Here is a 22,177-nt window from a genome sequence, read left to right on the forward strand (position 1 = left end):
AGGCGCCGCCGGCCGTCCCCCCGTCCGCGATCCGCCCTATCCCCGTTCCGCCCGCCAGCGCGCCCAGGCGCTGGTCTCCGCGAGACGCCGCGGGTCGGCGAGGTTGCCGGACAGCCGCAGCCCGATGTCCGGCGCTTCGGCCTGCGCCGGCCGCGCCGCAATCTGCAGGTCGAGCGCGCCCCGCGCCAGGTCGATCGCGCCGCTCGCGCTCGCCGCGGTGCCGCCCTCGCCACCCAGCCGCGCCTGCTCGAGGACCGCCCGCCCGTCGAGGAGGCGGGCGGCGACCTCGAGCCGCTCGAAGGCGGTCGCGCCGCCGCCAGGGCCGTCGCTGACGCCGAGCGCGCGGCGCACCGCCTCCTCCGCCGCCTCGGGCGCCTCCTCGGCGGAGGCGGCGACCAGCGCGCCGAGGTCGAAGCCCACCATCACGCCGTTGCGCACCGCGAGGCGCAGCTCGCCTTCCAGGGTCGCCAGCAGGGCCGCCGGACTGTGCCCCCGTCCGTTGACCCGCAGTTCGCCCTCGGCGTGGCCCGCCGTCAGGTCGAGCACCGGCAGGCCGAACAGCGGCCCGGCGATGGTGGCGCCCTCCAGCCGCAGCGCCGCGCTCACGGCCGGCGGCTCGGCGGCGCCGCCGCGCACGGCCAGCGCGCCCTGAACGGTGCCGCCGCCGAGCCGAGCGCGCAGGCCTTCCACCTCCAGCCGGCCGGCGGCGAGCCGCACGGCGCGTGCCTCCACCGCCTCCAGCGCCGGGGCGCCGGGGATCTCCACGAGGGCCGCCTCGACGGCCAGTTCCGCGTCCAGCCGGTCGAGCAGGGCGAGGCCCAGCGGCTCCGTGCCGTGCCAGCGCAACGGGGGCAGCACGATGCGCTCGGCGAGGAAGCGCCCGGTCAGCTTCGGCCGCGGCGCGGCACGATCGAGCGCGAGCGCGAACTGATGCCAGCGCCCCCGCAGCCCGGCCAGGGTCAGGTCGAGATACTCCGCCGCCACCCCGCTCGGCGCGGCGACGAGACCGGAGGCGACCAGCGACAGCGAGCCCTCGCCGAGCCACTCGACACCTCCGAGGCCGAGCCCTTCGGCGAGGAACCGCGGGGCACCCGGATGCCGCAGGGCGAGCGTGCCGGCGAAGCGCGGCGCCCGCGCGTTCAGCGTGCCGGCCGCCTCGACGCGCAGCTCGCCGAGCTCGGCCTCGCCGCGCAGCGCCAGCGCCTCCGCGGGGCCGCCGCCGGAGAGCCGCAGCGCCAGGGGCTGGGCCGCCAGCCTCGTGCGGTCGGGCCAGTCCCCGGGCAGCAGCGCGGCGATGCCCGCGGCGTTGGCGGCCGTGGCCTCCAGGCTGAAGTCGGACAGCCGCAGGGTCGGCCCGGCGTTGCCGTTGCCGCCCTCCGGCGCGACCGCGCCCGAGACCGTCAGGTCGGCGCCGGCGACGTGGCCCGAGAGGCGCCGCAGCACGAGCCGGCCGCCCTCCAGCGCCGCATCCAGCGTCGTGCGCTCCGCCGCCACGCCGCGCCAGGCGACGTGCTCGGCGGCGATGCGCAGATTGGCGTCCAGCCGGCCGAGCGCCGCGGCGAGGTCGGCCCAGCCCAGCCCCTCCGGCACCAGGCCGTCCAGCGCGAGCCGGTCGAAGCTGAGCCCGGCGCCGATCGCCGGGCGCGGCCCGGCGAAGCGCAGCACCCCGGCGCCGGAGACGCGCGCGCCGTCGATCGTCGCCGCGAGGTCGGCGATCGAGGCCTGGCTCTCCTCGAGCACCAGGCGCAGCCGCCCCTCCCCGGCGCCGGGCCGCGACGGGTCCGTCCCGCCGAGCGGCACGCCGAAGGCGAGGAGCGTCTGGCGCAGGTTGGCGCCCTGGAAATGCAGCGCCAGCTCCAGGCGCCGCGCGGCCGAGGCGCCGGCGAGCTCGACGATCGTCTCGCCGGGCAGCAGGGCCGAGACGTCGGTGAGCGTCAGCCGCTCGTCCTCCAGCGTCGCGGCGCCGCGCAGCCGGCGCAGCGCGACGCCGCGGAAGCTCGCGGCCTCGGCCGAGAGATCGAGGCTGGTCGGCATGGCAGGCCGCCCGACCGCGGCGCGAAGCGCGGCGATCCAGGCGTCGAGATCGAGCCGGCTCGCCGCCAGCGCGATGTCGAGCCGCGGCCGCGGCAGCAGCCGCAGCGCCGCCGCCCCGCGCGCCGGCACGCCCGCCAGATCGAGAACGATCTCGTCCGCGGCGATCAGCTCCGCCCTGGCGATCAGCCGCCCGGAGCCGCGGAACGGGCCGCGCGGCGCGGGCAGCAGGGCGGCGAGATCCTCGCCGGCGGCCTCGACGCGACCCTCGAACCCGCCCTCGGGAAGCAGCGCGCCGCGGGCGGTGGCGGTGGCGCCCGCCGCGCCGAGGGTGAGGTCGAGGGTCGAGACGCCGTCGTAGCCGGGGCGCCCGAGGACGGCCGCGAAGCGCGTCGGCATGCCGCGGAAGGCGAACCGCCCCTCGACCTCCACCGCCTCCAGCGCGCCGCCGGCCGAGAGCCGCGCCGCGACGTCCTCGAGCACCGCCTCGCCGATGCGCACGCGCCCCTCCTCGATGCGGGCGTCGAGCGCGAGCAGCCAGGGCGGCGGACGCAGCGCCAGGGTGGTGGCGGGCGGCCAGGGCAGCCGGATCTCCGCGCCCACCAGCGCGATCTCGCGCGGCTCGATCCGTCCGGCGAGCAGCGCGCCGAGGTCGAGGCGCAGCCGCATGGTGCGGGCCGCGACGTCGATGTCGTCGCCGGCGGTGCCGACCCGCACGCGCGACGCCTCGATCCGCGGCTGCGGCAGGAGGGCGAGGCGGAGGTCGCCCTCGATGGCGACCGCCCGGCCGAGGCGGACGGCTGCCATCGCGGCCAGCCGCGGCCGCTGCGCCTCCCAGTCCACGAAGCGCGGGCCGAGCCAGAGCGCGCCGCCAAGCGCGGCGAGCAGCAGCGCGAGCCCGAGGACGAGCCGGCGGGTCATGGGCGAGGGCTCATGGGCGAAGGCGGCCGGCGCGGCGCGCCCGCTCCGCTGTCACGGTGCCGCGCCCCATCCGCCCCCGCCCGGCGTCTCCAGCCCGAACACCTCGCCGGCGGCGAGGAAGGCGCGGTCGCAGCCCTTCAGCCATTCCACGCGCCCGTCCGCGCGCTCCACCCACTGCCGCCCCGGCGCGCCGTCCCGCCCGCCGGCGAGCCCGTGCGGGGCGACGGTGCGGCGCGAGGCGACGATCACCGCCTGCATCGGGCGGAGGAAGCGGATGCGCCGGCGCGCCCCGTCGCCGCCGCGCCAGCGCCCCGCCCCGCCGGAGCCGCGGCGGACCGAGAACTCCTCGAGCCGGACGGGGTAGCGCAGCTCCAGGATCTCCGGATCGGTCATGCGGGTGTTGGTCATGTGGGTCTGCACCGGGCCGGTGCCGTGGAAGCCGGGCCCGGCGCCGGTGCCGCCCGCGACCGTCTCGTAGTACTGGTAGGCGGCGTCGCCGAACAGCACGTTGTTCATCGTCGCCTGGGCCGAGGCGCAGGCGCCGAGCGCGGCGAGCAGCGCGTTGCACGTCACCTGGCTGACCTCGGTGTTGCCGGCGACGACGGCGGCGCCGGGGCGGGGCGAGAGGAAGGTCCCCTCCGGCACCACGATCTCGAGCGGCGCGAGGCAGCCGTCGTTGAGCGGGATGTCCTCGCCGACCAGGCAGCGGAAGCAGTAGAGCACGACGGCGCGGCAGATCGCGGCGGGCGCGTTGAAGTTGCCGGGCCGCTGCGGCCCGGTGCCGGTGAAGTCGATCACCGCGCGGCGCCGGGCGCGGTCCACCCGCACCGCGACGGCGAGCGGCGCGCCGTCGTCGAGCGCGGTGCGGAACGCGCCGTCCGGCAGGCGGTCGAGCACGCGGCGCACGCTCTCCTCGGCGTTGTCCATGACGTGGCGCATGTAGGCGCGCACCGTGTCGAGGCCGAACTCGCGCACCGCCCGGCGCAGCTCCTGCACCCCCTTCTCGTTCGCCGCGACCTGCGCCTTGATGTCGGCGAGGTTCACCTCCGGCGAGCGCGCGGGGTACTTCGCCGAGCGCAGCAGCGCGAGGAACTCCGCCTCGCGGATGCGCCCCCGCTCGACGAGGAGGAAGTCGTCTATGACGACGCCCTCCTCCTCGAGCGTCGCGGAATCGGGCGGGGTGGAGCCGGGGGTGAGGCCGCCGATGTCGGCGTGGTGGCCGCGCGAGCCGACGAAGAAGAGGATCTCGCGGCCCTCCTCGTCGAACACCGGGGTGATGACCGTCACGTCCGGCAGGTGGGTGCCGCCGTTGTAGGGGTTGTTCAGCGCCACCACGTCGCCGGGCCTGAGGGTGCCGCCGCGCAGGCGGATCACCGTGCGCACGCTCTCGCCCATGGCGCCGAGGTGCACCGGGATGTGCGGGGCGTTCGCCACCAGCCGCCCCTCGGCGTCGAAGATGGCGCAGGAGAAGTCGAGCCGCTCCTTGATGTTGACGCTGAGCGCGGTGTTCTGCAGCACGGCGCCGGTCTGCTCGGCGATGCTCATGAACAGGTTGTTGAACAGCTCCAGCATCACCGGGTCGGGGCGGCCGGTCGCCGCGACGACGGCGTTCGGCCGCGGCTCGGTGCGGCGCAGGATCAGATGGTTGCGCGGCGTCACCTCCGCGCCCCAGCCCGGCTCGATCACGGTGGTGGCGTTGGCCTCGCGGATCAGGGCGGGGCCGGCGATGCGATCGCCGGCGCGGAGCGCCGCGCGGTCGAACACCGGGGCGGCGTGCTCGGCGCCGCCGGTGAAGAGGGCGACGCGGTCGATCGGGGCGAGCGGCTCATCCGGCGCGCGCGGCGGCAGCGCCGCCTCCTCCACCGGCTCGCCGGCGGCGGTGACCTCCGCCACCGCCGCCTCGACGATCACCGCCCGCTCGGGGGTGGCGAAGCCGAAGCGGCGGCGGTGCGCCTCGGTGAAGGCGGCGAGCACCTCCTCATGCGTCCCGAAGGGGACGGCGAGGAAGGCGTCGGTGCCCTCGTAGCGCAGGTGCAGCCGGCGCGCCGCCGTGATGCGCGCCTCCGGCGCGCCCTGGCGCAGCAGCTCGGCGCGGCCGTCGGCGGCCAGCGCCTCGAGCCGGCGGGCGAGCTCCTCCATCAGGCCCGGCGCCAGCGGCGCCTCCACCGCCGCCTCGCGGATCACGGTCTGGTCGGCGAGGCCCATGCCGTAGGCGGAGAGCACGCCGGCGAAGGGATGGATCAGCACCGTCTCCATGCCGAGCTCGTCCGCCACCAGGCAGGCGTGCTGCCCGCCGGCGCCGCCGAAGCACTGCAGGGCGTAGCGGGTGACGTCGTGGCCCTTCTGGATGCTCACCTGCTTGATGGCGTGGGCCATGCCGGCGACGGCGACGCGCAGGAAGCCCTCGGCCACCGCGCGCGGGTCCCGCGCCGGCTCGCCGGTGGCGGCGGCGATCTCCTCGGCCAGCGCGGCGAACCGCGCCCGCACCGCCTCGGCGTCCAGCGGCTGGTCGCCGCCGGGGCCGAAGATCGCCGGGAAGTGCGCGGGCTGGATCTTGCCCACCATGACGTTGGCATCGGTCACGGTGAGCGGCCCGCCACGGCGGTAGCAGGCGGGGCCGGGGACGGCGCCGGCGCTCTCCGGCCCGACGCGGAACCGCGCCCCGTCGAAGCGCAGGATCGAGCCGCCGCCCGCCGCCACCGTGTTGATCGCCATCATCGGCGCGCGCATCCGCACGCCGGCGACCACGGTCTCGAAGGCGCGCTCGAACTCCCCGGCGTAGAGGGCGACATCCGTGCTGGTGCCGCCCATGTCGAAGCCGATGATGCGGTCGAACCCGGCCATCGCCGCGGTGCGCGCCGCGCCGACGATGCCGCCGGCGGGGCCGGAGAGGATCGCGTCCTTGCCCTGGAAGCGCCCCGCCTCGGCGAGCCCGCCGTTCGACTGCATGAAGTAGAGCCGCACCCCCGGCAGCTCGCCCGCCACCTGCTCGACGTAGCGGCGCAGGATCGGCGAGAGGTAGGCGTCCACCACGGTGGTGTCGCCGCGCGGCACGATGCGCGGCAGGGCCGAGACCTGGTGGCTCAGCGAGACCTGGGAGAAGCCGATCTCGCGCGCGATCGCGCCGAGGCGCAGCTCGTGCGCCGGATGCGCCCAGGCGTGCATCAGCACCACCGCGACGGCGCGGATGCCGTCGGCGAAGGCGGCGGCGAGCGCCGCCCGCGCCCCGGCCTCGTCGAGCGGCTCGATCTCCGCCCCGTCGGCGGCGATCCGCCCGCCGATCTCCGCCACCCGCTCGTGCAGCAGCTCGGGCAGGCGGACCTCGAGGTCGAACAGCCTCGGCCGCGCCTGGTTGCCGATGCGCAGGAGGTCGGCGAAGCCGCGGTTGACCAGCAGCAGCACCCGCTCGCCCTTGCGCTCGAGCAGCGCGTTGGTGGCGACGGTGGTGCCCATCTTCACCGCCTCGATCAGCCCGGGCGGGATCGGCGCCGCGGGCGGCAGGCCGAGGCAGGCGCGGATGCCGGCCACGGCGGCGTCGCGGTAGCGGCCGGGATTCTCCGAGAGCAGCTTGCGCGTCGAGAGCCGCCCCGCCGGGTCGCGGGCGACGATGTCGGTGAAGGTGCCGCCGCGATCAATCCAGAACTGCCACTTTCCCGACATGAGCCCTGCCCGAACTGCGAAATGGCGCCGGAGAATGGGATCGCGTGCCGCTTCGGGCAACCGCGCCGTTGTCCGGCGCCGCCGGCGCGGATTAGAAATGCGTATGTCCCGGCTCGCCGTCGCCCTCCTCGCCCTGCTCTTCGCGCTGCCCGCCGCCCGGGCCGCACGGGCGCAGCAGGACACGGTCGTCTCCCGCCACGGCGCCTGGGTCCTGGTGCGCGACGGCCGCGCCGCCAACGGACCCTGCTTCCTCTCCCTCACGACCGAGGAGACCCCCCCCGCCCTGCGGATGGACTGGGTGCCGCGGGAGGACGGCAGCCTGTTCCTGATCTTCGCGGTCCGCGGCCTCGCGCTGGCGCAGCCTGTGGCGCCGCGAAACCGCGTCGCCTTCGCCTGGCGGCCGGATGCGGCGGACGCGCCGGAGCGGAGCGCCGTCCTCACCCTGGCCGGCTTCCGGGTGGTGCAGGAGGAGCCGCGGGCGACGGTGATGCACGTCGCGATCGGCAGCCCCGAGCTGGTCCGCGGGTTCCTCGCCAACGCCGTCGGCACGGTGGGTCTCCGCCTCACCCTGCTGCGCGCCATCGAGGTCACCTTCGACACGCGCGGACTGCCGGAGGCCTGGATGGCGCTCAAGGCATGCAATCCGGCGGTCGGCGCCGCGCTGCCCTGACCCGCGCCCGGCGCCGGGCGGCCGCGGCGCCGGAGCGGGCCGGGCCGCTCCCGCGCGCGGCGCCCGCATGCTAGGAGCAGGCCTCGGCGCAGCGGCGGGCAGGCGGAGGACCGGCGGCCTTGGGCATCTGGGGCAAGATCATCGGCGGCGTGGCCGGCTTCGCCATGGGCGGGCCGCTCGGCGCCATGGTCGGCGCCGCGCTCGGCCACGCGGCCGACGAGGGCGCGCTGTCCGGCGCCGCCGGCGGGCGCCGCATCCCGCCGCACGCCGCCGACCTCGCCGCGCTGCTCGGCGGCAGGGAGAGCCTGTTCGCGATCGGCGTCGTGGTGCTCGCGGCCAAGCTCGCCAAGTGCGACGGGCCGGTGCGGCGGGCCGAGATCGACGCCTTCAAGCAGTACTTCCGCATCCCGCCCGAGAACCTGCGCGAGGTCGGCCGCCTGTTCGACCAGGCGCGCGAGAGCCCGGAGGGCTGGGAGCCCTTCGCCGAACGCCTCGGCACGGCCTTCGCGGACAACAAGGGCATGCTCGAGGACGTGCTGGCCGCGCTGTTCGGCATCGCGCGGGCGGACGGACCGCTGAACAGGGCGGAGCAGGGCTTCCTGCTCGGGGTGCACGCGCGCTTCGGCCTCGACGCTGCGGCATGGGAGCGGGCGCAGGGCGGCCGCACCCGGCCTCCGGACGCCGAGCTCGGCGTGGACCCTTACGGCGTGCTCGGCCTGACGCGGGAGGCGACGGACGAGCAGGTGCGCGCCGCCTGGCGCAAGCTGATGCGGGAGAACCACCCGGACAGCCTGGCGGCGCGCGGCGTCCCGGCGGAGTTCGTGCAGCGCGCGACGCGCAAGGTCGCGGAGATCAACGCCGCCTGGGACCGGATCAAGCGGGAGCGCCGGCTGTGAGGGGCGCCGCCGGCCTCGCACGCGCCGTCCGCGCGGGGCGGCTCCCGGTCGAGGCCGACGCCATGCCGCGCCGCGCCGGGCCGGACCCGTGAGCGCGCCGCGCATCCGCGACCTCGCGAGTCCGAACCACGACGCGCGCCCGGCCGGCGCGCCGATCGACACGCTGGTGCTGCACTACACCGGCATGCGGACCGCCGCCGAGGCGATCGCCCGGCTGCGCGACCCGGTGGCGCGGGTCTCCGCCCACTACGTGGTGGAGGAGGACGGCGCGGTCTGGCGCCTGGTGCCGGAGGAGCGGCGCGCCTGGCACGCCGGCGTCTCCTTCTGGCGCGGGCGCGAGGGGCTGAACGACCGCAGCATCGGCATCGAGGTGGTCAATCCGGGCCACGAATGGGGCTACCGCCCCTTCCCCGCGCTGCAGATGGCGGCGGTCTGCGACCTCTGCCTCGCCATCCTCGCGCGGCATCCGATCCCGCCCTGCAACGTCGTCGCGCACAGCGACATCGCGCCGGACCGCAAGCGGGACCCGGGCGAGCTGTTCGACTGGGAGGGCCTGGCGGCGAACGGCGTCGGACTGTGGCCGAGGGGGGTGGAAGGCGGCGATCCGGCAGTGCCGGCGGACGGCATGGTCCGCGCCGCGGCGCTGCTCGCGCGCATCGGCTACCGGGTGGCGGCGGCGCGGCCGGAGGTCGCGCTCGCCGCCTTCCAGCGGCACTGGCGGCAGGAGCGGGTGGACGGGGTGGCGGATGCGGGGACCCTGGCGCGGCTCGCCGCGGTGGCGGCGCTGTGCGAGGCGGAGCAGGACGCGCCGGCGGCGGCCGGGCCCCGCGTCGGCGGGCGCCGGGTGGTGGCCCGACGCCCTCCGCGTGCCGCGGAGCATTGACCGGCGCCGCGCGCGTGCGCACATCTGCAGCGGCGCCAGACGGCCGGACGGCCGCCGGTCCCGCGGCGGCAGCGGCCGCGGCGGGGCTGGAGGAAAGTCCGGGCTCCACGGGAACGCGGTGCCGGCCAACGGCCGGCGGGGGAGTTCCGGCGGGCCGCGAGGCCCCTCGGCGCGACCCCAGGGAAAGTGCCACAGAGAACAGACCGCCCGCGCGCCGGTCGGCCCGCGGGCAAGGGTGAAACGGTGCGGCAAGAGCGCACCGCGTCCCCGGCGACGGGGATGGCACGGCAAACCCCACCGGGAGCAAGGCCGAATAGGGGCGGCCGGCGTGGTCCTCGCCTCGGCGGGGGCGGACGCGAGGGTGTTCCCGCCCTGCCGCCCGGGTTGGCCGCGAGAAGCCGGCGGTGACGCCGGCTCCAGAGGAATGGCCGTCCCCAGCCTTGCGGCTGGGACAGAACCCGGCTTACAGGCCGTTTGGCGCCGCTTTCCCCCGATGTCCACAGGCTGTGGATGGTGGCCTGTGGATTGTTTTCCGCAAAGAACAAACAACGAATTCTCGGAATCGGGGATGTCGTATGCCGGCCAGCGAAACGTCGTGAGAGAAGGGGCCGTTAAGGGACTGTAAAGACTATAGCTTTTCCGCAACACTCCGGACGGCCTTCGCGCCATTGCCCTTGCTGTCCCGTTCCATCCCGTGCTATCCCATATCCGCCCGCAGGAGACCGGACAGCTCGGGGGGGCGAGCGGTTCTCCGGGCGGGCGGTCGGGCGAGCCGGCGAGGTCGGGGGGCCTCGCCGGCCGCTGATCGGGCGGGGGAGCGCGGCCGCCGAAAGGCGGCCGCAGCCTTCAGGGGGGCTGGCAACCGGCGAGATGACCCCGTTCCTGGGCACCCATCTCGGCAAGCTGGACCGCAAGGGCCGCATCTCCGTCCCCGCCCCCTTCCGTTCGGTCCTGCAACGGTTCGGCTCCGACGTCCTCATCCTCCGCCCCTCGCACAGCCTGCCCTGCATCGAGGTCCACCCCGAGAGCGAGTTCCAGCGGCTGACCAGCGGCCTCCAGCGCCTTAACGCCTTCTCCGACCAGCAGGACGACCTCGCCACCGCGCTCTTCACCGAGGCGCACGCCCTCCAGCCCGATGGCGAGGGGCGCCTGGTGCTGCCGGAGCCCCTCGTCGCCCATGCCGGGCTGACCGACGCGGTCGCCTGCCTCGGCCTCGGCAGCCTGTTCCAGATCTGGGAACCGGAGGCCGCCCGGCGCCGCATCGCCGAGGCGCGCCTGCGCGTCCGCGAGCGCGGCATGACCCTCCCCGCGCCGCCTGCGGCCGCGCCGAATCCCCCCCTCAACCCGACTCCGCGCGACGTGCCATGACCGCCGGCGACACCCACGTCCCCGTCATGCTCGCGGAGGTGCTGGCCATTCTCATGCCGCCCGGGCGCGAGGCGGCGGCGACGCCGCGCTTCTGCGACGCCACCTTCGGCGGCGGCGGCTATGCCGCCGCCATCCTCGAGGCCGCGCCGCGCTGCGTGCTGTGGGCGATCGACCGCGACCCCGACGCGATCGCCCGCGGCGCCGCCCTCGCCGCCCGCCACCCCGGCCGGCTGCACCTGATCGAGGGCCGCTTCGGCGACATGCTCGACCTGCTCGCCGCGCGCGGCGTCACCGAGCTTGACGGCGTGGTGATGGATCTCGGCGTCTCCTCCTTCCAGCTCGACCAGCCGGAGCGCGGGTTCTCCTTCCGCGCCGACGGACCGCTCGACATGCGCATGGAGAAGCGCGGCCGCACTGCCGCCGACCTGGTGAACACGCTGCCCGAGGCGGAGCTCGCGAGGATCCTCTCGACCCTCGGCGAGGAACGGCACGCCCGGCGCATCGCCCGCGCCATCGTCGCCGCGCGCCGCATCGCCCCCATCGAGACCACCGGGCGGCTCGCCGAGATCGTGCGCAGCGCCGCCCCCCGCGACCCCTCGGGCATCGATCCCGCCACCCGCTCCTTCCAGGCGCTGCGCATCGCCGTCAACGACGAGCTCGGCGAGGTCGAGCGCGGCCTCGACGCGGCGGCGCGGCTGCTCGCGCCGGGCGGGCGGCTGGTCGTCGTCGCCTTCCATTCGCTCGAGGACCGCATCGTCAAGCGCTTCATGGCGGAGGCGGCGGGGCGCGCCGGCGCGCCGTCTCGCCACCATCCGGCCGCGCTCGCCGCGGCGCGCCGCGCCGCGCCCCGCTTCCGCCTGCTGACGCCGCGCGCGCTCCGCCCCGGCGCGGCCGAGATCGCCGCCAATCCGCGCGCGCGCTCGGCCCGGCTGCGCGCGCTCGAGCGTCCCGCCTCCGCCTCTCCCGCAACGCCTGCCACCCCCCGGGGGGCCGCATGATCCGCCCGCTCACCCTCGTCAGCCTGCTCGCCGCGGGCGGCGCGGGGCTCTATCTCTATCAGGTCAAGCACTCGGTCTCGCTGCTGGACCGCGAGCTGCGCGACCTGCACCGCCGGATCGAGGCGGTGCGCGAGCACACCCGGGTGCTGCACGCCGAATGGGCCCTGCTCAACGAGCCGGAGCGGCTGCGCCAGGTGGCCGAGCGCTACCTCTCCGACCTCGTTCCGATGGCGCCGGCGCAGTTCGTGCGCCCGCAGGACCTCGAGCGCCGACTGCCGCAGCCGGTCGCCTTCGCCGGCGCGCCGGCGCCGTTCGGCTCGCCGCTCCTCGCGATGCCGGACGCGCCGGCCCCGGGCCCGGAACAGGCCGGCGCCGCGGTCGTCGTCGCGGCGGCCCCGCCGTCGCGCCCCGCCGGGGCGGGCTCCGATGGCGGCCGGACCGCTCCGACGGCCGGCGCGCCCGGACGCGCCGCGACGGAGACGGCGACGGTCGTGGCGCCCCTCGCCGCGGCGACCGTCGCCATGGCGGCGGCGCGGGGCGCGCGCGCCGGCGAGGCCCGTCCCGCCGCGGCCCCGCCCCCCGCCGCGGTCGGTTCCGTCCCCGCCGTCCCGGGCGCGGCGGCACCGGCGCGGCCGCGTGGCGGCGAGCGGCCGCCGCGGACGGCGGCGGAGGCGCCGCCGGCGGCGGTGGTGCCGGCGGCCGTCTCGGCACTCGGCGGCGCGCCGTCCCGCGCTCTCGCCCCGCCGGTGCCCTTCGGCGCCGTCGGTGCCGCCGTCGCCGCCTCGTTCCCGCCCCCCGCGCCGCCACGTTGAGCCCCGCCTTCCCATGACCCCCCCTGCTCCGCCCCCCGAGGAGCGCCGCCCGCCGCCGCCGGACTCGGCGCCGTCCGGACGGCGCTTCGCCGCCGCGACCGCGGAAGGCGGCGCGCGCGCCCTCATGGCGCCGGCCGGCGGCCTGCCCGCGACGGCACGGGAGCGGGCGGCGCTGGTGCGCGTGACCCAGCCGGAGCTCGCCCGCCGCGCCGTCATCGAGCGCACGCGCGGGCGGCTGGTGCTGACGGCCCTCGGCTTCGGCCTGCTGTTCGGGGCGGTCGGCCTCAAGCTCGCCCTGGCGACCGTGTTCGACCCGATGCAGCCGCGCCGCACCGCCGCCGCGGCCGGGGTCGCGGCGCCCGCCCCCACCCCGGCCGCCGCCGCCCCGGCCAGGCGGCGCGCGCCGATCATGGACCGCAACGGCGAGCTGCTCGCCATCTCGCTGCCGATCACCGCGCTCGCCGCCAATCCGCGCCAGATCCACGATCCGGCGGAGGTGGCCGACCGGCTGCGCACCGTGCTGCCGGAGCTCGACCGCGAGCGGCTGATCCAGCGCCTGTCGGGCGAGCGGCAGTTCGCCTACGTCCACCGCTCGCTGACGCCGCGCCAGCAGCAGGCGGTGAACGACCTCGGCATCGCCGGCCTGTTCTTCGAGGAGGCCGAGCGGCGCTACTACCCGCAGGGCCGCGCCGCGGTGCACGTGCTCGGCGCGGTGGACGTGGACGGCAACGGCATCGCCGGCGTCGAGCGCAGCTTCGACGAGCGCCTGCGCCGCGGGGAGGCGCTGCGCCTCGCGATCGACGTGCGGGTGCAGCTCGCGCTCCGCGATGCGGTGCGGCGCGCGATCGCCGAGTTCGACGGCATCGGCGGCGCCGGCGTGCTGATGGACGTGGGCACCGGCGAGCTGCTCGGCCTGGTCAGTCTGCCAGACTACGACGCCTCCGACCCGGCGGGGCTGCAGCAGCGGGCCGGCGCGGGCGGGGAGAGCGAGCGCGAGCGGCGCGAGCGCCAGGCCAACGACCCCCGCTTCAACCGCGTCACCGTCGGCGTCTACGAGCCCGGCTCGACCTTCAAGCTGATGACCGCGGCGATGGCGCTGGAGTATGGGGTGGTGCAGCCGTGGCACGGCTACAGCGCCGCCGCGCCGATCCGCTACGGCCGCTTCACCATCAATGACTTCCGCGGCAAGGGGCGCTGGCTGGCGCTGCCTGAGATCATCGCCTACTCCTCCAACATCGCCTCCGCCCACATGGCCGCGGCGGTCGGCCCGACGCGGCAGCGCGAGTTCCTGACGCGCATGGGCATGGCCTCGCGCCTGCGGGTCGAGCTGCCCGAGACGGCGCTGCCCCTGGTGCCGCGCGCGCAGGACTGGCGCGAGATCAACGCCATGACCATCGGCTTCGGCCACGGCATCTCGGTCACGCCGCTGCACGTGGTGACCGGCGTCGCCGCGCTCGCCAACGGCGGCATCTACCGCCAGCCGACGCTGCTCGCCCAGCCGCCGGGGACGGTGCGCGAGGGGACGCGGGTCATCTCCGAGCGCACCAGCGACCTGATGCGCCGGCTGATGCGCCTGGTGGTGACCGAGGGCTCCGGCCGCAGCGCCGAGGTGGCGGGATATTTCGTCGGCGGAAAGACCGGCACGGCGCAGAAGACGGGCCCGCGCGGCGGCTACCTGCCGAACAAGCGCATCGCCGCCTTCGTCGGGGTGTTCCCGATCCATGCGCCGCGCTACGCCCTCTACGTGATGGTGGACGAACCCAAGCCGAACGCGCGCAGCCACGGCTACGCCACGGCGGGCTGGGTGGCGGCGCCGGCGGCGAACATGGTGATCAGCCGCGTCGCGCCGATCCTCGGCCTGCTGCCGGAGACCGACCGGGCGCAGGAGATCGGCCAGCAGATCGCCATGCCGATGAACGGCCGGATGACGCTGCCGCCGATGGGCGAGCGGCCGGAGTGGATCCTCGCGCAGCAGGCCGCGGCGCAGCAGGCCGCCGCGGCGGCCGCGGCCGCCACCGCCGCGCGGGCCGGTGCCGGCGGCGCGCGCGGCGGGACGCGCCCGGCACGCGCGGCCTCCCCTGCCGCGGGAAGCCCCTCGCCCGACGCCCCGGCCGCCGCGCGGCCGCCGCGCGCCGCCGCACCGCCCGCGGCGGCGCCCTCCGGCGCCGCGCCGCCGCGGCGGCCAGCGGCGGCGCCGACCGCCGCCGGCGCGGGCACGCCGCCGGGCCGCGCCGCCGAGGCGCCGCCCGCCCCCGCCGCCGCACCGGCGAGGCCGGCGCGGGAGGCGCGGCTTGCCGAGGCTCGGTGACCTCATGCGCGCCCTCTCCGACATCGCGCCGCTGGCGGACCGCGCCGCGGCGGCGGCCGGCACCGCGATCACCGCGCTCGCCGCCGACAGCCGCGCGGTGACGCCGGGGGCGCTGTTCGCCGCCCTGCCCGGCGCGCGCGCCGACGGCCGCGCCTTCATCGCCGAGGCGGTGGCGCGCGGCGCCGCCGCCGTGCTGGCGCCCGAGGGCACCGTCTGGCCGGCGGGCGTGCCGGAGCGCCCCCTGATCACCGCCGCCGACCCGCGCCGCGCCCTCGCCCTGATGGCGGCGGCCTTCCACGGCGGCGCGCAGCCGCGCCGCGTCGTCGCCGTGACGGGCACCAACGGCAAGACGAGCACGGTGGACTTCCTGCGCCAGCTGTGGACGCTCGACGGCGCGCGCGCCGCCTCGCTCGGCACGCTCGGGCTGGTGGCGGAGGGGTTCGAGGCGGGGCCCTCGCTCACCACGCCCGATCCGGTGGCGCTGCACGCGACGCTCGCCGCGCTCGCGGCCGCCGGGGTCGAGCGCGCGGCGATGGAGGCCTCCTCGCACGGCATCGCGCAGCGGCGGCTCGACGGCGTGCGCCTGGCGGCGGCCGGGTTCACCAACCTGACGCGCGACCACCTCGACTACCACGGCACGATGGAGGCCTACCGCGCCGCCAAGCTCCGGCTGTTCGAGGCGCTGCTCGCCCCCGGCGCGCCGGTGGTGCTGAACGCCGACATGGAGGCCGCGACGCGCGAGGCCGTCGAGGCGATCGCCCGGCGGCGCGGCCTGCCGCTGCTCCCGGTGGGCGAGCGGGGGGGCGAGCTGCGCCTGCTGCGCCAGGTGCCGCTGCCGGACGGGCAGGCGATCCGCGTCGCGCGCCCGGGCGGCGCGGCGGAGGAGATCCGCCTCGCCCTGCCCGGCCGCTTCCAGGCCGACAACGCGCTGCTGGCCGCGGGCCTCGCCATCGCCACGGGGATGGAGGCGGCGCGCGCGCTGGCGCTGCTGCCGCGCCTCAGGGGCGTGCGCGGGCGGATGGAGCTCGCGGCGCGGCTGCCGAACGGCGCCGCGGTCTATGTGGACTACGCGCACACGCCGGACGCGCTCGAGCGCCTGCTCGCGGCGCTGCGCCCGCATGTCGCGCCGGGGGCGCGGCTGCACGTGCTGTTCGGCGCGGGCGGCGACCGCGATCCCGGCAAGCGCCCGCTGATGGGCGCCGCCTGCGCGCGGCTTGCCGACGTCTGCTGGGTGACCGACGACAACCCGCGCAGCGAGGACCCGGCGGCGATCCGCGCCGCCGTGCTCGCCGGCTGTCCCGGCGGGGTGGATGCGGGCGACCGCGCCGGGGCGATCGCGCGCGCGCTGGCGGCGCTCGGACCGGGCGACGTGCTGGCGGTGGCGGGCAAGGGGCACGAGAGCGGGCAGACCATCGCCGGCGTCACCCATCCCTTCGACGACGCGGAGACGGTGCGCCGCCTCGCGGGGGCCGCAGGATGACCGGCCCGCTCTGGACCGCGGACGAACTGCGCGCCGCGACGGGCGGGACGCTCGCGGGCGAGGCGGCGGCCGGCGGCGTCTCGATCGACTCCCGCCAGATCCGGCCCGGCGAGCTGTTCGTCGCGCTGCGCGACGCGCGCGACGGGCACGACTTCGTCGCCGACGCGCTCGCCCGCGGCGCCGCCTGCGCGATGGTGGACCGCGAGCCGCCGGGCGTCGCGCCGGGCGCGCCGCTGCTGCGCGTCGCGGACACCCTCGCCGGTCTCGCCGCGCTCGGCGCCGCCGGGCGGGCGCGGAGCGGGGCGCGCGTCGTCGCGGTGACCGGCAGCGTCGGCAAGACGACGACGAAGGAGATGCTGCGCCACGCGCTCTCGGCCTGCGGCGCGACCCACGCGGCGGAGGCGAGCCACAACAACCACTGGGGGGTGCCGCTCACCCTCGCCCGCCTGCCGCGGGAGGCGGCCTTCGCCGTGGTCGAGATCGGCATGAACCACCGCGGCGAGATCGCCCCGCTCGCGCGCCTCGCCCGCCCGCACGCGGCGGTGATCACGGCGGTGGCGCCGGCGCACATCGGCCATCTCGGCTCGCTCGAGGCGATCGCCGACGAGAAGGCCGACATCCTCGCCGGGCTGGAGCCGGGCGGCAGCGCGATCCTGCCGCGCGACACGCCGCTGTTCCTCCGCCTCGCCGCCGCCGCCGCGCGGTGCGGCGCGCGCGTCGTCGGCTTCGGCGAGTCGCCGGAGGCGGAGGCGCGGCTGCTGTCCTACGCCGGCACGGCGGAGGCGGGGCGCGCGGAGCTGGACCTGCACGGGCGGCGGCTCCGCCTCGACCTCGCGGCGCCCGGGCAGCACATGGCGATGAACGCGCTGGCCGCGCTCGCCGCCTGCGCGGCGCTCGGCGCGGACCCGGGGCTGGCGGCGGCGGCGCTCTCCGGCTTCGGCGCGGTGGCCGGGCGGGGAATGCGGCTGACGCTGCACCTGGCGGGCGGCACGGCGCTGCTGCTCGACGACAGCTACAACGCCTCCACGGCCTCGATCCGGGCCGGGCTCGCGGTGCTGGCCGCGCAGCCGGCGCGGCGGCGGATCGCCGTGCTCGGCGACATGCGCGAGCTCGGCGCCTACGGTCCGGCGCTGCACGCGGAGCTGGCGCCGGACGCGGCCGCCGCGGCCGACCTCGTCTTCTGCTGCGGCCCGCTGATGCGCCACCTCTACGACGCGCTGCCGGCGGAGCGCCGCGGCGGCCACCAGCCCGACAGCGAGCGCCTCGCGCCCGTGGTGCGCGACGCGCTGCGCCCGGGCGACGCGGTGCTGGTCAAGGGCTCGCTCGGCTCGCGCATGAAGGTGGTGGTCGAGGCGCTGACGCGCGGGGAGCGGCCGGCATGATCTTCAACCTGTTCGCCCCCTACGCGGACGAGTTCGCGCTGTTCAACCTGGTGCGCTACATCACCTTCCGCTCCGGCGCGGCCTGCCTGACCGCCTTCGTCTTCTCGCTGGTGCTCGGCCCGAGCGTGATCCGCTGGCTGCGCGCGCGCCAGAACGGGGGCCAGCCGATCCGCGCCGACGGGCCGGAGCGCCACCTGATCGAGAAGCGCGGCACGCCGACCATGGGGGGCGTGCTGATCCTCGCCTCGATGGTGCTGGCGACGGTGCTCTGGGCGGACCTGCGCAACGGCTTCATCTGGGCGACGCTGCTGGTGACGGTGGGCTACGGCCTGCTCGGCTTCGCCGACGACTTCCTCAAGGTGACGAAGCGCAACACCAGGGGCGTCCCGGGGCGGCACAAGCTGGTCGCGCAGGCGGCGATCGGCCTCGCCGCGGCGGTGTGGATGTACCTGCTGCTGCCGGGACCGCTGGCCGACAAGCTCGCCGTGCCGATCTTCAAGGACGTCCTGATCCCGCTCGGCCTCGCCTTCCCGCTCTTCGCCATGCTGGTGATGATGGGCGCGTCCAACGCGGTGAACCTGACCGACGGGCTCGACGGCCTCGCCATCGTGCCGGCGATGATCGCGGCCGGGGTGTTCGGGCTGATCGCCTACCTGGTCGGGCGGGTGGACTACGCGAACTACCTCCAGCTCCACTACGTGCCGGGGTCGGGCGAGCTCGCGGTGTTCCTCTCCGCCCTGCTCGGCGCGGGGCTCGGCTTCCTCTGGTTCAATGCGCCGCCGGCCGCCGTGTTCATGGGCGACACCGGCTCGCTCTCGCTCGGCGGGGCGCTCGGCGCGGTGGCGGTGGCGACCAAGCACGAGATCGTGCTGGCGATCGTCGGCGGGCTGTTCGTCGTCGAGACGCTCTCGGTCGTGATCCAGGTGGTCTGGTTCAAGCGCACGGGAAGGCGCGTCTTCCTGATGGCGCCGCTGCACCACCACTTCGAGAAGAAGGGCTGGCCGGAGCCGACCATCGTCATCCGCTTCTGGATCATCGCCATGGTGCTGGCGCTGATCGGCCTCAGCACGCTGAAGATCCGATGAGCGGCGCGGCGCCGAGCCTCACCCCCTTCGCCGGGCGGCGCATCGCCGTGATGGGCCTCGGCCGCGCCGGGCTGCCGGCGGCCGAGCGCCTCGCCGCCTGGGGCGCCGAGGTGGCGTGCTGGGACGACCGCCCCGAGGCGCGCGCGGCCGCCGAGGCCGCGGGACTGCCCGTGCGCGACCTCGCCGCCGGCGCGTTCCGCTTCGACGCGCTGCTGCTCTCGCCCGGCATCCCGCACCGCCTGCCGGCGCCGCACCCGGTCGCCACGCGGGCGGCGGAAGCGCGCGTGCCGGTGCTGTGCGACGTGGAGTTCCTGTTCGCGGCGGTGCGCGCGGCGGGCTCCGGCGCGCGCTTCCTCGGCGTCACCGGCACCAACGGCAAGTCCACGACGACGGCGCTCGCCCACCACCTGCTGCGCGGCGCCGGCCTGGCCGCCGAGGCGGGCGGGAACCTCGGCCCGGCGGCGCTGTCCCTCAACATGTTGGGGGATGAGGGCGTATACGTCCTCGAAATGTCGTCCTACATGTTGGAGCGAATCGCCGCCGTGCGCTTCAACATAGCGGTAATGCTCAACCTCAGCCCCGACCATCTCGACCGCCATGGCGACATGGCCGGCTATGCCGCTGCGAAGGCTCGCATCTTCGCGCGGCAGACGCCGCAGGACGTCGCCGTGCTCGGGATGGACGACGCGCCGAGCCGCGCCATGGCCGCCGGCATCGCGGCGCGGCTGGTGCCCGTCTCCGGCGTCGCGGCGCAGCCGGCCGGCGGCATCTGGGCCGAGGGCGAGCGGGTGCTGCGCGACGGGGAGGGCCCGATCCTCGACCTGCGCGAGGCGCCGGCGCTGCCCGGCGCGCACAACGCGCAGAACGCCGCCGCCGCCTGCGCCGCCGCCTTCGCGCTCGGCGTGCCGCGCGAGGCCGCGGCGGCGGGCCTCGCGAGCTTCCCCGGGCTGCCGCACCGGCAGGAGCGGGTGGCGGAGATCGGCGGCGTGCTGTTCGTCAACGACAGCAAGGCCACGAACGCCGATTCCGCCGCGCGCGCGCTGGCGAGCTACGAGCGCGTGGTCTGGATCGCCGGCGGCACCGGCAAGGCGGGCGGGATCGCCGCCCTGGCGCCGCTCTTCCCGCGCGTCGCGAAGGCGCTGCTGATCGGGCGCGACGCGCCGGAATTCGCGCGCACCCTCGCCGCGCACGGCGTCGCGCACGAGATCGCCGGCACGCTGGAGGCCGCGGTGCCCGCCGCCGCCGCCGCCGCGCGCGCCGGGGCGGCGCCGGTGGTGCTGCTCTCGCCCGCCGCCGCCTCCTGGGACCAGTTCGGCGGCTTCGACCAGCGCGGCAACCGCTTCCGCGCCCTCGTCCAGGCGCTGGCCCGCGTCGAAGGGAGGGCCGCCTGAGATGGCCGCCTTCTCCCGCGCCGACACCTCGGTCCTCGGCCGCTGGTGGTGGACCGTGGACCGCTGGACGCTCTCGGCGCTGTTCGCGCTGATCGGCTTCGGCTACGTGCTGCTGCTCGCCGCCTCGCCGGCGGTGGCGGAGCGCATCGGCGCCTCCTCGCGCCACATGTTCATCGTCAAGCAGGTGATCTTCCTCGCCCTCGCCGCGGCGGTGATGGTCGGCACCTCGCTGCTCTCGGTGAAGGGCGTGCGCCGCGCCGCGCTGCTCGGCTGCGCCGTGGCGCTGGCGCTGACGGCGGCGACCCTCGTCGTCGGCGTCGAGATCAAGGGCGCGCGGCGCTGGCTGCCGATCCCGGGCCTCTCGCTGCAGCCCTCGGAGTTCCTCAAGCCCTGCTTCGCCGTCGTCGCCGCCTGGCTGATCGCCGAGGGCAAGGCGCCGGGCTCGCGCTTCCCGGGCGCGCTGGCCGCGATCGCCCTCTTCGGCGTGATCGCCCTCATCCTCAAGGGCCAGCCGGACATCGGCATGCTGCTCGTGGTCTCGGCGGTGTTCTTCGCCCAGTTCTTCGTCGCCGGGCTCAACATGGTCCTCGTCGGCATCGTCGGCGCCATGGGCGTGGCGGGGGCCGTCGCCGCCTACTTCATGTTCCCGCACGTGCAGAGCCGGGTGCACCGCTTCCTCGACCCCTCCTCGGGCGACAACTACCAGATCACCGTCGCGCTGGAGGCCTTCGGCCAGGGCGGGCTGCTCGGCCGCGGGCCGGGCGAGGGTCGGGTGAAGAACCTGCTGCCCGACGCGCACGCCGACTTCGTCTTCGCCGTCGCCGGCGAGGAGTTCGGCATGGTGGTCTGCCTGCTCATCCTCGCCCTCTTCGCCTTCGTCGTGGTGCGCGGGCTGCTCCGGCTGCTCGCCGAGAACGACCTGTTCGTGGTGCTGGCCTCGGCGGGGCTGCTCGCCCAGTTCGGGCTGCAGGCCTTCGTCAACATGGCCTCCTCGCTGCACCTGATCCCGACCAAGGGGATGACGCTGCCCTTCGTCTCCTACGGCGGGTCCTCGGTGATCGCGGTGGCGCTCGGCATGGGCTTCCTGCTGGCGCTGACGCGCCGGCGCCTGCACCGGCAGCCGGAGGAGGCGGCGGCATGAGGGGTCCCGCGGTGCGCCCGATCGTGATCGCCGCCGGGGGCACGGGCGGCCACCTCTTCCCGGCCGAGGCGCTGGCGGCGGAGCTGCTCGCGCGCGGCGAGCGCGTGGCGCTGATGACCGACGCGCGCTCGGCCGCCTACGAGAGCCCGGCCTTCGCCAACGCCGAGCGCCTGGTGCTGCGCGGCGGGGGGCTCGCGGGGCGCGGCGTGCGCCGGGCGATGGCCGGCGCCGCGGCGCTCGCGCTCGGCGTCGTGCAGGCGCGCCGGCTGCTCGGCCTGCTGAACGCCGCGGCGGTGGTGGGCTTCGGCGGCTACGCCTCCTTCCCGCCCCTCGCCGCCGCGCGGCTGCTGCCGGCGGCGCGCCGGCCGGTGACCGTGCTGCACGAGCAGAACGCGGTGCTCGGCCGCGCCAACCGCGTGCTGGCGCGCGGGGCGGACGTGCTGGCGCTCTCCTTCGCGGCGACCGCCGCGGTGCCGGCGGCGGCGGCGCAGCGCGTGGTGGTGGTCGGCAATCCGGTCCGCCCGGCGCTCGCCGCCCTGGCCGGCCAGCCCTATCCGGCGCCGGCCGGCAGCGCGGCGCTGCGCCTGCTGGTGCTCGGCGGCAGCCAGGGCGCGCGCGTCTTCGCCGACGTGGTGCCGGAGGCGGTGGCGGCGCTGCCCGAGGCGCTGCGCGCGCGGCTGCTGGTGACGCAGCAGTGCCGCCCGGAGGACCTCGCGCGCGTGCGCGAGGCCTATGCGCGCGCCGGCGTGCCCGCCGACCTCGCGACCTTCTTCCCCGACGTCGCCGGGCGGCTCGCGACGGCGCACCTGGTGATCGCGCGGGCCGGCGCCTCGACCGTGGCCGAACTCGCCTGCGCCGGGCGGCCCTCCATCCTGGTGCCGCTGCCGCACGCGATCGACGACCACCAGAGCGCCAATGCCCGCGCGCTCGCCGGCGCCGGCGCCGCGGTGGTGATGCCGCAGCCGGGCCTCACCCCCGGCACGCTGAGCCGCCGCCTCGCCGCCTGGCTCGGCGATCCCGCCGCACTCGCCGCCGCCGCCGCCGCCGCTGCCTCGCTGGCGCGGCCGAACGCGGCGCGGCGGCTGGCGAGCCTCGTCCTCTCCCTCGTCGCGCAGCGCGGCTCCGCGCCTGCCCTGCCGGAGTCCCGCTGA

At 77.1% G+C, this 22,177-nt stretch carries 15 protein-coding genes and 1 other RNA gene; 14 read left to right on the forward strand and 2 right to left on the reverse strand.

The genetic code is table 11. The features are described from left to right. Positions 1-36 precede the first annotated feature (36 nt). Both IEX99_RS00415 and IEX99_RS00420 read right to left on the reverse strand, forming a co-directional pair. Entirely contained in the window at positions 37-2,952 is a 2,916-nt protein-coding gene (locus IEX99_RS00415) for an AsmA family protein (RefSeq protein WP_188897326.1), read from the reverse strand. A gap of 51 nt (positions 2,953-3,003) precedes the next feature. Beyond that, positions 3,004-6,612 (reverse strand): hydantoinase B/oxoprolinase family protein, encoded by a 3,609-nt coding sequence (locus tag IEX99_RS00420; protein WP_188897328.1) that lies wholly within the window; start codon positions 6,610-6,612, stop codon positions 3,004-3,006. 103 nt (positions 6,613-6,715) lie between these two features. Here IEX99_RS00420 and IEX99_RS00425 point away from each other — a divergent pair, with 103 nt between their 5' ends. The 14 genes from IEX99_RS00425 (at position 6,716) to murG (ending at position 22,177) form a co-directional block, all read left to right on the forward strand. After that, the gene (locus IEX99_RS00425) at positions 6,716-7,282 is read left to right on the forward strand and encodes a hypothetical protein (RefSeq protein WP_188897330.1); all 567 of its coding nucleotides are present in this window, start codon (positions 6,716-6,718) and stop codon (positions 7,280-7,282) included. A gap of 119 nt (positions 7,283-7,401) precedes the next feature. Further along, positions 7,402-8,178, forward strand: a complete 777-nt coding sequence (locus IEX99_RS00430) for a TerB family tellurite resistance protein (protein WP_188897332.1) — start codon at positions 7,402-7,404, stop codon at positions 8,176-8,178. A gap of 88 nt (positions 8,179-8,266) precedes the next feature. Next, the gene (locus IEX99_RS00435) at positions 8,267-9,061 is read left to right on the forward strand and encodes an N-acetylmuramoyl-L-alanine amidase (protein WP_229677717.1); all 795 of its coding nucleotides are present in this window, start codon (positions 8,267-8,269) and stop codon (positions 9,059-9,061) included. Between the two features lie 35 nt (positions 9,062-9,096). After that, positions 9,097-9,543, forward strand: an RNA gene (rnpB, locus tag IEX99_RS00440) — RNase P RNA component class A. A 388-nt stretch (positions 9,544-9,931) separates the two neighbouring features. Continuing rightward, positions 9,932-10,429, forward strand: a complete 498-nt coding sequence (locus tag IEX99_RS00445) for a division/cell wall cluster transcriptional repressor MraZ (protein ID WP_188897335.1) — start codon at positions 9,932-9,934, stop codon at positions 10,427-10,429. Beyond that, positions 10,426-11,427, forward strand: coding sequence for a 16S rRNA (cytosine(1402)-N(4))-methyltransferase RsmH (rsmH, locus tag IEX99_RS00450; RefSeq protein ID WP_188897336.1), 1,002 nt, complete (start codon positions 10,426-10,428; stop codon positions 11,425-11,427). Before IEX99_RS00445 ends, rsmH begins: the two co-directional genes overlap by 4 nt. Continuing rightward, complete coding sequence (gene ftsL / locus IEX99_RS00455) at positions 11,424-12,239, forward strand: cell division protein FtsL (RefSeq protein ID WP_188897338.1); 816 nt, start codon at positions 11,424-11,426, stop codon at positions 12,237-12,239. The genes rsmH and ftsL overlap by 4 nt, the downstream gene beginning before the upstream one ends. Before the next feature lie 13 nt (positions 12,240-12,252). After that, complete coding sequence (locus IEX99_RS00460; RefSeq protein ID WP_188897340.1) at positions 12,253-14,547, forward strand: peptidoglycan D,D-transpeptidase FtsI family protein; 2,295 nt, start codon at positions 12,253-12,255, stop codon at positions 14,545-14,547. A 4-nt stretch (positions 14,548-14,551) separates the two neighbouring features. Next, complete coding sequence (locus tag IEX99_RS00465) at positions 14,552-16,027, forward strand: UDP-N-acetylmuramoyl-L-alanyl-D-glutamate--2,6-diaminopimelate ligase (RefSeq protein WP_188898214.1); 1,476 nt, start codon at positions 14,552-14,554, stop codon at positions 16,025-16,027. Next, positions 16,024-17,409: a UDP-N-acetylmuramoyl-tripeptide--D-alanyl-D-alanine ligase gene (locus tag IEX99_RS00470; protein WP_188897342.1), complete on the forward strand. Its 1,386-nt coding sequence runs from the start codon at positions 16,024-16,026 to the stop codon at positions 17,407-17,409. Before IEX99_RS00465 ends, IEX99_RS00470 begins: the two co-directional genes overlap by 4 nt. Then, positions 17,406-18,494, forward strand: coding sequence for a phospho-N-acetylmuramoyl-pentapeptide-transferase (gene mraY, locus IEX99_RS00475; protein WP_188897344.1), 1,089 nt, complete (start codon positions 17,406-17,408; stop codon positions 18,492-18,494). Before IEX99_RS00470 ends, mraY begins: the two co-directional genes overlap by 4 nt. Beyond that, a complete protein-coding gene (murD, locus tag IEX99_RS00480) occupies positions 18,491-19,885 on the forward strand; it encodes a UDP-N-acetylmuramoyl-L-alanine--D-glutamate ligase (protein WP_188897346.1) in 1,395 nt (464 codons plus the stop codon). Before mraY ends, murD begins: the two co-directional genes overlap by 4 nt. 1 nt (position 19,886) lies before the next feature. Beyond that, positions 19,887-21,026 carry an FtsW/RodA/SpoVE family cell cycle protein gene (locus IEX99_RS00485; RefSeq protein ID WP_188897349.1) on the forward strand — a complete coding sequence of 380 codons (1,140 nt, stop codon included), beginning with the start codon at positions 19,887-19,889 and terminating at the stop codon, positions 21,024-21,026. Further along, positions 21,023-22,177: an undecaprenyldiphospho-muramoylpentapeptide beta-N-acetylglucosaminyltransferase gene (gene murG, locus IEX99_RS00490; protein WP_188897352.1), complete on the forward strand. Its 1,155-nt coding sequence runs from the start codon at positions 21,023-21,025 to the stop codon at positions 22,175-22,177. Before IEX99_RS00485 ends, murG begins: the two co-directional genes overlap by 4 nt.

The sequence above is a fragment of the Caldovatus sediminis genome, from assembly GCF_014644455.1.
In the GTDB taxonomy this organism is placed as follows: Bacteria; Pseudomonadota; Alphaproteobacteria; order Acetobacterales; family Acetobacteraceae; genus Caldovatus; species Caldovatus sediminis.